The following is a 9,697-nucleotide window of genomic DNA, read 5'->3' as shown; positions in this document are numbered from 1 at the left end:
CGGGGCCGTTTGATTATTAAATGTCCGGACCAGCCAGGAATCGTTTCGACAGTTACGGCCTTCCTTAAACAATATGATGCAAATATCGTCGAGTTAAGCCAGTATTCGATGAATCCTGAGGGTGGTACTTTTTTTACGCGGATTGAATTCGATTGCCCAGGATTAAAGGAGAGGGCAGCGGAAATGGAATCGGCTTTTGAAGAGGTTTCGGCAGCATTTTCGATGGAATGGACACTTACGCATGTGAGTGATTTGAAGCGGACGGCGATTTTCGTTTCCAAGGAGCCGCATTGCCTGCTTGAATTGCTATGGGAATGGCAAAGCGGGGATTTGTTGGCCGATATAGCGCTTGTCATCAGTAATCATGAAGATACGAGACAAATTGTCGAATCGATGGGCATTCCTTTTTATTATATTCCTGCAAATAAGGATATTCGTAAGGAAGTGGAGACGAAGCAGCTTGGCCTTCTCGAGGAATTCAATATCGACCTGATTGTGTTAGCGAGGTATATGCAGATCCTGACGCCGGATTTCGTAGCGGCCCATCCGAATAAAATCATCAATATCCATCATTCCTTTTTACCTGCATTCATCGGGGCACGGCCTTATGAACGGGCATATGACCGGGGTGTCAAGCTGATTGGGGCGACCTCACATTATGTGACGAATGACTTGGATGAAGGTCCGATCATCGAGCAGGATATCGAACGTGTCGATCATCGTGATTCGGCAGGGGATATGAAGAAAATCGGCCGTTCTGCTGAACGGAGGGTGCTCGCCCGTGCCGTTAAATGGCATTTGGAGGATCGTGTCCTTGTCCATGAAAATAAAACGGTAGTCTTTTAAAGTGAAGTGCCCCCCTTGGCAAACCAAGGGGGGGTTTTTAGCATGGAAAGAGGGGTGTTTTAGTACGTGTATTCGACCCTTACGGAGGCAGTGATGTTCAATTCCCCAGGCTGGATCGGGGTGACAGCCATTTTTGCAAAGGAACTCGACTGGTAAAGCATGGGAGCTGCCGTTTCGGATACCTCTTCAACCTGATTGGGGATGGGATTCAATGAGATTCCTATCGTTTGGGCCATGGACAGCGCTTTTTCGTAAGCATTATTTAATGCGAGCGAAAGTGCTTGGTTATAGTAAGCTTCTGGATTTGATAAGGAAAAGCGAATGCTCGTGACCGTATTGGCGCCGCTTTTGACAGCTGTGTCAAGTAAACTTCCGATTTTTTCGATGTCGGTCGTTTGGACCTGGATGATATGCTGGACTTTATAATTCTTGAACAATTCCTTTCCATCGATATAATCATATTGCGGATCGATTCTGTATTCACTCGTTTTCATATGTTCTTCGGGAATGCCCGCGGATTTAAGGGAGGCGATGACATTCGCGATCGCTTGGGAATTGGCCTGCTGTGCCTGCTGCGGGTCCTCATTCTCCGTCATGACCCCAAGGGTGATGGTGGCTTGATCGGGAGCTGCTTGCAGCGTTTCCGAGCCGGAAACCTTCAATGTATGTTCATCATTGCGGGCAATATATTGTTGATTCATTATGACACCAGCCTTTTTAAAGAGATACATAACCCTATTGTACGAAGTATGGGCGGGAAACATGATTGAAATATCGCTGTCATTCCCGTTTGCTTGAAAAATTAAAAAAACACTCGGCCTGGACCGAGTGCGGTTTACTTATGGATGACTTGGACCCTGCCAACCTGGCCATCGGTCAATCTTACTTTTATTCCATGTGGGTGACTGCTGGAGTTGGTCAAAATATCCTTTACCGTTCCGTTTGTCAGTTTACCGCTGCGTTGATCAGCTTTCAGTACAATATCTACAGACGTACCTGGTGTAATATCTTTCCGGTTTTTACCGTTCATGTTCGATCCCATCCTTTTTGAGGTATTTGCAACGATTCGTTCATGCAGTAACTTCAGTATAAGGAAAACAGCGGGCCTAGTCGACCATTAGGAGAGGACCATTATCGTATTTTCTTCAAAGGCTCGACAGCTGGGCCATTCAGCACCTCTCCTGTGATGGAGAACCGAGAGGCATGGCAAGGGCAGTCCCATGTACGGTCACCGCTATTCCAGACAACCTCGCAGCCCATATGGGTACACGTGGAGTCGACGATATGAAGCTGGCCGTCATGATCGCGGTAACAGCCCGCCTTGTCTCCGTCGACTTTCACGATCGCTCCTTCATCGATGCCTACATCCTCTGGAGTTTTTTGGATGACGGCCAATTTCCCCTTAATCATATGCTTCGCGACATCGGCATTGTCTTCGACCATATTCATCAAACCCTTTAAGCGGGAAGGGTTATACAAATCGGCATACCGATTGTCCTTTTGCAAAATATGGTCGGTCATGATCTTTGCAGCGATCGATCCATTGGTCATGCCCCATTTAGCATAACCGGTAGCAATCAGGACGTTTGGATGATTGGGGGTCACCGGACCGACGAAGGGAATCTTATCCGGTGTCACGATATCCTGTGCCGACCAGCGATAAGGAATATCCGTAACATCGAAATAGTTCGAGCTGAAGTCTTTCAAAGCTTCATAATGCTCGATCGTCGAGACTCCCTGCCCCGTTTTATGGCCATCGCCGCCGACAAGGATCAGCTTCTCGCCATCTTCACCTTCCGTGTAGCGGAGGGAGCGTGAAGGGCTGTCGGCACAATAATACATGCCGCCGGGATACTCCTTCTCGGTCCTGATTGCCAGTACATACGACCTTTTTACATGCACACGGGCGAAATATAGGCCCGTTTCATCATTGAAAGGGAAGTGGGAAGCAACGATTACTTGCTTGCTTTTGATGCTATGTCCCGTATCGGTCAAGACGGTCGGTGGATCGCCGTCTTCAATTTTCATTGCCGTTGTATATTCGTGGATTGTGCCGCCAGCCTCCTGGATTGTGGAAATCAGCGCCGTTAAATATTTCAACGGGTGAAACTGGGCTTGATCCTTCATGATCACGGCAGCTTTGCAAGGGATGGAGAACGGGATTTCATCGGTGTAGTCACCCCTGATGCCAAGCTTTTGATAGGCTTTCAGTTCTTTTTGGATTTTGTTTTTATATTCATCCGTATTCGCGTAAACATAGGCATCCTGTGCGGTCAGGTCACAGTCGATGGAATGTTCGGCGACCAGGTCTTTGATGAGCTGCATTCCTTCAGCATTCGCTTCATAATAAAGCTTGGCCTTCTCTGCTCCATGGTCCGTAATCAATTGATCGTAAATGAGGCCATGCTGGGCCGTGATTTTCGCTGTCGTGTGTCCTGTCGTTCCATTCAGGATTTTGCCTGCATCAATGAGTGTGACCTTTACCCCCTGTTTCGCTAGAAGGTAAGCAGAAGTGATTCCGGTAATTCCGCCGCCCACGATTAAGATATCGGTGGTGATATCCGAATCCAACTTAGCAAATGAGGGAAAATCCAATGCATTACGCCAAAAAGGTTCCGGGAATTGAGGAAGATCTGTATTTTTCTCAGTCATGTAATTACCTCCATTACTCTCCAATAGTGAATTGTCCATTTATTACCATACCCAAAATCACTTTTTATACGCTTGTTTTTTGAAGGAGGGGGGGATGTGGAATACATTATTTGGGTGTTTACAAAAACGTATACAAGTAAACAAAAATAGACTGAATGTACACAAATATGTAAACATGTTTACAATCATGTACACATGGCTATATACAAGGTGTGTACATATTTGTTCCTATTGTAAACAATTTGAAAACATTTCGACAAATATAGCTACAACTTATGAAGGATTGACTATCGTGGCAATTTTTTCTATCCTTGAGAAGAATGCTTCACTTAAATTTTTTTCTATGAAAAAGGGGATGTTTTTAGATGAGTTCTAGAATCGCAGCAGTAGACGTAGGTAATGATGCTATCAAAGCTATTTTTGGAAAGCTAGAGTCAGAGCTATATATACCAAACGTCATTGCAAAGGACATAGAAGATCGCCCGGTCATCGGGATTGAAGAACTTGATGAAAAAAACCCGTTGGAAGGGATTCATATCAGAGTTCATTCACCAGCCCTGCAAGATAATAATGCCATCTATCGCGTCGGGAATCTGGCAACAAAGAGTGATAACCCTACCGAATTGGATATGGGAAGCAGTAAATCGGAGGAAGATCAAACATTGGTCATGCTTTTTGCAGCCCTGGCTTTGGACGCTGCCAAACAGGGGAACAATGATACATTCAAAAAAGTGAATAATGTTGTGGAAGCCAATTATACACTTGGAACCGGCTTGCCCCTTCGTGAGGTTAAAGAAGGAAAAGACGTCGGGTACCGCTCGAAGTTACTAGGTTCGGTCCATCAGGTGGAATTCCTGATTACCCCTAAATACCAAGGGTTGAAGGTCAATATCAAATTCGATGAAGTGAAGGTCTATCCAGAGGGCTTTGCTGCTTACATCAATTTGGTCATGGACAATGACTTGAATATCATCAACCGTGAATTAATAGATAGAAGGATACTGATTCAGGATATCGGCGGACTTTCGACGGATATCGCGGTCATTAAAAACCGTAAAGTAGACGACGATAAGGCGCAAGGTTTCAACTTGGGAGTGGCTGAAGCGCTTGAGTCGATCCGTGAGGAAATCAGGAAAAAACATGGTGTCGAGCTGGACAGCAGGCGCGATGTCGTTGAAATCATCACGAAGAAAAATGATCGCAATCATATCATGGTCCGCGGAAGCCGGACAAGCGTGCATGATATCGTCGACCGTATTTTAGGTGAGCTTGCCAAGAAACAATATCGCCACCTGCGTAACGTCTGGCAAAAAAATTCCCAAACGGAAATTTGCTACTTTGTTGGCGGGGGATCGATTGTCCTGAAAGATTACTTGAAAACATTGAACCAAAATTTCGATGGCTACAATATCGACTTTTTCGAAGACGAGCGGGAAAGCGTTTGGATGATGGCAAACGCCTATTATAAATTGATTTCGGACTTCAATCGCCGGAATGCAAAAAAGGAACAAAATCAAGCCCATCCAAAGAGGAAAGAGCAAAGAACAGGCTCCATTAAATAGGTGGGAGAATGAAAAAAACAGCTTCTTCTGAAATTAAGAGAGGACAAGCCATCACTTTTCGTATCCCTTCGGATGTATCAGATTATACGTTAAGGCTGCTGCAGAAATTGAAAGAAACGGAAAGAAGGAATTTTTCCAGTAAAATTGCCGAGTATGTTCTCGATGGAGTCGGGCAAGCCACCCATCAGGATCGGGAAATGATCGCCCTGCCGATGCCGAATAAGCTAAGCAAATCGCAGCGTGATTGGCTCAAGCATTCCCACTCGGAAGCTATGCTTGGAACGATCATGTATCACCTTTTATCCGATCCTTTACGCGCTACGGCGTTGCTTGCGTCTTTAAACGGCAATGTATTGAATGAGGAACCATATTTACAGGCCGAACCGGAGGAAGACGATCCGATCATGGAAGTCCAGGAAAACTTGCCCAAGAAGGAACTGGATGACTTTGACTGGGGCTTGAATGAATTGGAACGGCAAGAGGAAGAACCGGAGACGGAAGAGGAGAACCTCGACGATCTTCTTGGAGATTTTCTCGATCAAATGAATCAATGAATGAAAGAGAAGGATATCCGACGGCAAGTTGGATATCCTTTTTTGTTTTAAGCTCTGTTAAAGTTAGTTATTGATATTAACCTAAAAAATAAAAGTCTCTGGTTAAGAGCACTTTTATTTTCTACTGTTAAAAAACTGATTAACTGATTCCTCAGACTTCAGGTGTTCCTGTATCAGTTTCTTTAAGTCCTGTTCATTTTCGAATCCATCCAACTTATTGTTGTACCAATCTTGTAATTTCTCTTTCGTTACAGAGAATTCATTGTCTGGAAATTTGAATGTAATCCAATCTACATTTTTGATCAAAGCAAAAAGAAAGGTAGAGTTTGATATTACAGTTTCTTTCATTTCTTTATCTACTTTTTCTGCATCAATATCAATGTATTCCAAAGTGATTCCATATGGTTCTTTCTTGGTTTTAAGTGAAATTTGATTCAACTCTTTGTTGTGTGCCAATTCTTTTACGATATTCCCAACTGCACTGTTATCACCAACATATGAATTCTTATATTGAAACAAATCAGTTTTTGAATCAGCATTTAGACTGCATCCACTCAATAATATCATTGGGGATAACAATGATATAAAAAAAATGGTAATCCGCTTCACTAGATCCTCTCCTTTCATTAAAAACTACCACCAGCAGAGGAAGAAGGTTCAACATAGCGTTTAACCCATTGGTAAACGTGTTCTTTTTATGTATGTGGTAATGTGTCGATATACTTTAATAAGTTGCTAAACGATTTGCTCACCTTGATACCCCCACGAATGCCTGTTCTTATTCTAATTATAGCAGGATTTCGGACAAGCATAAGATATCATCATTTACCTTTAACAGAGCCTTGTTTTAAAAAAAAGGGACCCATTGGGCCCCATTGAAAACGATCAAGCTAGGAAAATCAGTTGATAAAGAAATAGGATGGCAAAGATGTACACAAAGGGGTGCACTTCACGAAACTTCCCTCTGGCCATTTTTAAAATCGGATAGGCGATGAATCCTAGGGCTATCCCATTGGCGATGCTCGAAGTTAACGGCATGGCGACAATGACCAAAAAGGCTGGGAATGATTCATCAAAGTGTGTCCAATCAATTTCATTTATGCTTTTGATCATCATGCTTCCGACGATGATCAAGCTTGGTGCCGTGATGGCCGCTACATTTGAAACAGCCCCTATCAGTGGGCTGAAAAAAGCGGTTATCAAGAAAAGGATCGCCACTACAAGTGCGGTTAAACCTGTCTTGCCGCCGGCGCCCACCCCAGCGGAGGATTCGACGGATGCTGCCGTCGGGCTAGTACCGAACATGGCGCCGACGGTCGTGCCGACTGAATCCGCAAAAAAAGCACTGCCCGATTTCTCAAGCTTATTATCCTTGAGCAAACCAGCCTGACGCACGATTCCCAAAAGGGCTCCCGTCGTATCGAAAAGCATGACAAGCAGGATGGAGAAGACGACGCCGTAAAGTCCATAGTTGATGACATCCGCAATGGACGTGATGGGATTCGCGACGATGATTCCTTCTGGTAGCGAAGGGGTCGACACAAGACCATCGATTTTCAACTGACCTGTAAAGAAAGCGATGATGGCCGTCAGGATCATGCCGATGAATATCGCTCCCTGTACATTACGAACGATCAGCACGATCGTGATGACCAAACCAATCAGTGTGAGCGCTACACTCGGCTCCCTGAAGCTTCCAAGCGTTACAAGGTTCGATTCATGCTGTGTTACGACACCTGACAGACGAAGCCCGATGAACGTGATGAAAAGGCCGATCCCGGCACTGATTGCATGCTTTAAATTGTTGGGGATGGCTTCGATCAACTTCGACCGGAATGAAGTGAGCGATAAAAGGATGAAGATGATCCCGGTAACAAAAACTGCCGAAAAGGCGACAGTGTATGAGATATCATGGGTCCCGAGGACCGAATAGGCAAAATAGGCGTTCAATCCCATTGCCGGCGCTATGACGATCGGGTAATTGGCTAAAAGGGCCATGCATAGGGTCCCGACTATTATGGCAATGACGGTTGCCGTGAATGCCTGGTCGAAAGGAACACCGGCATCGGAAAGGATCATTGGGTTTACAACGATGATATAAGCCAGCGTTAAAAAGGTTGTAAGCCCCGCAAGCACTTCCGTCTTGATATTTGAATTCCGTTCTTTTAATTTAAACATGCGGTCACTCCCTTTTTATATACAAAAAATCCTTGCAAAGCACTACAAGGAGGAGATGCTTACCATTTTCTCAAGTAAGTAGCTCGATCTATAATTCGGTAATAAAATCTTATAAATTATATTAGAAAAATAACTAAAGTACAATAGCATGAAAAATTTTATGTGACGGGTTTTCTCGAAATTAGATAATGATATACTTACAAATAGCTCAGAATAAGAAAAATGATCAGAAGCGAAGGAAGATACATCCACAATTTCAAGTTGATTTACCATTGAATAAAATGAAGAATTCAGAAAGTAGGCAATAACATGAAAAATTTCATCGACCTTGGCGTCAGCCCGGCGATTAATACGATATTAAAGCAAATAGGAATAGCCACTCCAACTCCGATCCAGGAAAAAGCGATACCTGATATCCTGGCTGGAAGGGATGTCATCGGGAAGGCGCAGACAGGGACGGGTAAAACCCTGGCATTCTTGCTGCCAATCCTGGAAAAAGTCGATCCCGCGGCCTCCCACATCCAATCGCTGATCGTCACGCCGACAAGGGAGTTGGCTTTGCAAATCACTGCGGAATTGAAAAAATTCGCCAATGAAATCGAGGAGCTTCAAGTGCTTGCCGTTTATGGCGGACAAGATGTCGAGCAGCAAATGAAGAAGCTGACAAGGAATATATCGGTAGTCGTCGCCACACCAGGCAGGCTATTGGACCATTTGCGAAGGGGAACCATCGACCTTTCCGAAACGCGGACGCTCGTGCTCGATGAAGCTGATCAAATGCTTCATATTGGCTTCTTACCTGAGGTGGAGGAGATCATGGGGCAGCTTCCCGAGCAACGCCAAACCCTGCTGTTTTCGGCCACGATGCCTGAACAAGTGCATCAGCTGGCTAAACGGTACATGGAAAAACCGTTGACGGCTGCTGTAAAGGCAGAGCAGGTGACGGTCGAGCAAATCAGGCAGCTTGTCATCGAGACGACCGACCGTGCCAAGCAGTCTTCGTTGATGAACATGCTTAAGGAAGAACAGCCATATCTGGCCATTATATTTTGCCGCACGAAACGCCGTGTTTCCGTATTGAATGATGCCCTAAAGGCCGCTGGCTTCAATTCCGAGGAACTGCACGGCGACCTCTCACAGGCCAAGCGTGAACGTGTCATGAAAAACTTCAGGGATGCAAAGCTGCAATACTTGGTTGCCACCGACGTTGCGGCACGGGGGCTCGATGTAGAAGGCGTGACGCATGTATTTAATTATGATGTCCCAGAGGACGCGGAAAGTTACATCCATAGAATTGGCCGTACAGGACGGGCGGGCGAGAATGGCCTTGCTGTAACCTTCATCGCGACGAAGGATCTTCAGCTTTTAAGTGAAGTGGAAAAAGGGATTTCCATGAAAATCGAAAGAAGGACGATTGAAGGCGTGAAAATGTTCCAGCCTGATGAAGTGGCACATAAAAAGAAGCGTTATGAAGATTCCTCTGAAGACGGTGCCCGCCGGCCGCGTACTGGCGGGGGAAGACGCCACCGGGAGCGAATAGATACGAGAGGACCGAACAGGGGCAGCCACCGTTCCGTGAACCAAGCGGACAATCGGGAATTGGACAAGGAGAAACCACGCGGAGGCCGGCCTGAGCGTGAGGATTCACGGGGGAGGCGCCCTGAAAAAGGTAATGCACAAACTCGCGAAAATCCACGAGGCGGCCGCCAAGAAGGACGCGGTTCCAAAGGGGTGCGTGCACAAGGACCAAGCAGCCGAAGGGGCGGTTCCGGCAGCAGCTCCAATAGAGGGAGAAACCGGTAAAAGGAGGAGACGGAGTGGAAAAGCCTTGGGTGGCAGAATATCCAGTTTCGTTGGAGCTGGCAGGGAAATTGATCATGCAGCAGTTTCCGGAAATTGAATGGA

General features: G+C 45.6%; 9 protein-coding genes and 1 pseudogene. 4 read left to right on the top strand and 6 right to left on the bottom strand.

What is annotated here, in order from left to right; all coding sequences use genetic code 11:
* The coding region (gene purU, locus CVN76_RS20980) for a formyltetrahydrofolate deformylase (protein WP_100532921.1) at nucleotides 1–846 on the top strand (846 nt) is incomplete at its 5' end.
* 59 nt (nucleotides 847–905) lie between these two features.
* Here purU and CVN76_RS20975 read toward each other — a convergent pair.
* The 3 genes from CVN76_RS20975 to CVN76_RS20965 form a co-directional block, all read right to left on the bottom strand.
* Nucleotides 906–1,547, bottom strand: coding sequence for an SIMPL domain-containing protein (locus CVN76_RS20975; RefSeq protein ID WP_157805737.1), 642 nt, complete (start codon nucleotides 1,545–1,547; stop codon nucleotides 906–908).
* Between the two features lie 134 nt (nucleotides 1,548–1,681).
* Nucleotides 1,682–1,876, bottom strand: coding sequence for a YwbE family protein (locus tag CVN76_RS20970; protein WP_061141372.1), 195 nt, complete (start codon nucleotides 1,874–1,876; stop codon nucleotides 1,682–1,684).
* A 101-nt stretch (nucleotides 1,877–1,977) separates the two neighbouring features.
* On the bottom strand, nucleotides 1,978–3,498 hold the full coding sequence (locus CVN76_RS20965; RefSeq protein WP_100532918.1) for an FAD-dependent oxidoreductase: 1,521 nt from the start codon (nucleotides 3,496–3,498) through the stop codon (nucleotides 1,978–1,980).
* Nucleotides 3,499–3,863: 365 nt separating this feature from the next.
* On the opposite strand from CVN76_RS20965, the gene CVN76_RS20955 reads away from it, so the two are divergent.
* A complete protein-coding gene (locus CVN76_RS20955; RefSeq protein WP_061141370.1) occupies nucleotides 3,864–5,060 on the top strand; it encodes a ParM/StbA family protein in 1,197 nt (398 codons plus the stop codon).
* Between the two features lie 8 nt (nucleotides 5,061–5,068).
* Complete coding sequence (locus CVN76_RS20950; RefSeq protein WP_061141369.1) at nucleotides 5,069–5,614, top strand: hypothetical protein; 546 nt, start codon at nucleotides 5,069–5,071, stop codon at nucleotides 5,612–5,614.
* A 114-nt stretch (nucleotides 5,615–5,728) separates the two neighbouring features.
* Here CVN76_RS20950 and CVN76_RS20945 read toward each other — a convergent pair whose 3' ends face one another.
* The 3 genes and pseudogenes from CVN76_RS20945 to CVN76_RS20935 form a co-directional block, all read right to left on the bottom strand.
* On the bottom strand, nucleotides 5,729–6,223 hold the full coding sequence (locus CVN76_RS20945; RefSeq protein WP_100532920.1) for a DUF4825 domain-containing protein: 495 nt from the start codon (nucleotides 6,221–6,223) through the stop codon (nucleotides 5,729–5,731).
* A 26-nt stretch (nucleotides 6,224–6,249) separates the two neighbouring features.
* A pseudogene (locus CVN76_RS20940) lies at nucleotides 6,250–6,366 on the bottom strand (IS1595 family transposase); the annotation flags it as partial.
* 133 nt (nucleotides 6,367–6,499) lie between these two features.
* On the bottom strand, nucleotides 6,500–7,792 hold the full coding sequence (locus CVN76_RS20935; protein WP_100532916.1) for an NCS2 family permease: 1,293 nt from the start codon (nucleotides 7,790–7,792) through the stop codon (nucleotides 6,500–6,502).
* Nucleotides 7,793–8,101: 309 nt separating this feature from the next.
* On the opposite strand from CVN76_RS20935, the gene CVN76_RS20930 reads away from it, so the two are divergent.
* The gene (locus CVN76_RS20930) at nucleotides 8,102–9,595 is read left to right on the top strand and encodes a DEAD/DEAH box helicase (RefSeq protein WP_100532915.1); all 1,494 of its coding nucleotides are present in this window, start codon (nucleotides 8,102–8,104) and stop codon (nucleotides 9,593–9,595) included.
* The last annotated feature ends 102 nt before the right edge of the window (nucleotides 9,596–9,697 follow it).

The organism is Bacillus sp. mrc49, assembly GCF_002803435.1.
Note: the sequence above shows the minus strand (reverse complement) of the source record. Positions and strands in the feature narration are given on the sequence as shown.

Bases quoted from the DNA above. Each gene is read 5' to 3' on its own strand.
- CVN76_RS20975 (WP_157805737.1), bottom strand. From the start codon at position 1,547: ATGAATCAACAATATATTGCCCGCAATGATGAACATACATTGAAGGTT.
- CVN76_RS20970 (WP_061141372.1), bottom strand. From the start codon at position 1,876: ATGAACGGTAAAAACCGGAAAGATATTACACCAGGTACGTCTGTAGAT.
- CVN76_RS20965 (WP_100532918.1), bottom strand. From the start codon at position 3,498: ATGACTGAGAAAAATACAGATCTTCCTCAATTCCCGGAACCTTTTTGG.
- CVN76_RS20955 (WP_061141370.1), top strand. From the start codon at position 3,864: ATGAGTTCTAGAATCGCAGCAGTAGACGTAGGTAATGATGCTATCAAA.
- CVN76_RS20950 (WP_061141369.1), top strand. From the start codon at position 5,069: ATGAAAAAAACAGCTTCTTCTGAAATTAAGAGAGGACAAGCCATCACT.
- CVN76_RS20935 (WP_100532916.1), bottom strand. From the start codon at position 7,792: ATGTTTAAATTAAAAGAACGGAATTCAAATATCAAGACGGAAGTGCTT.
- CVN76_RS20930 (WP_100532915.1), top strand. From the start codon at position 8,102: ATGAAAAATTTCATCGACCTTGGCGTCAGCCCGGCGATTAATACGATA.